At 68.0% G+C, this 381-nt stretch carries 1 protein-coding gene; it reads left to right on the top strand.

Translation table 11 applies throughout. The features are described from left to right. Window positions 1-381 (top strand): hypothetical protein (locus CAY82_RS26855; protein ID WP_218190876.1); only part of this gene is annotated, 381 nt, incomplete at both ends.

The following is a 381-nucleotide window of genomic DNA, read 5'->3' as shown; positions in this document are numbered from 1 at the left end:
CCCATACCCAGTACATCGCCATCTTCGTCGCCGTCCTCGGCGTGATGGTGGCCGCGATCCAGATGGCGTTCACCCAGCGCGGCGAGAGCGCCCGCGACCTGCTCCGCTCGCTGATCACCTTCGGGGTCGCGTCGGCGTTCAGCATCGCGATCGTCCAGGCGCTGGTCGCGTTCGGCGACCAGTTCGCGAACTGCATCGTCACCACGGCGGTGCGGGGCGCCAACGACTGGCAGTGCGTCGACCTCGACCAGAAACCGGCCGTGCTCGAGGCCGGCAACGGGTTCCGCGACACGATGAAGGGCGTGATGGGCTTCTCGGCCACGGCCGGCACGGTCGGTATCGGGCTGATGATCACGATCGGCATCCTGACCCTGCTCGCCT

This window comes from Pseudomonas sp. SID14000 (assembly GCF_002165135.1).
Taxonomy (GTDB): domain Bacteria; phylum Pseudomonadota; class Gammaproteobacteria; order Pseudomonadales; family Pseudomonadaceae; genus Aquipseudomonas.
Note: the sequence above shows the minus strand (reverse complement) of the source record. Positions and strands in the feature narration are given on the sequence as shown.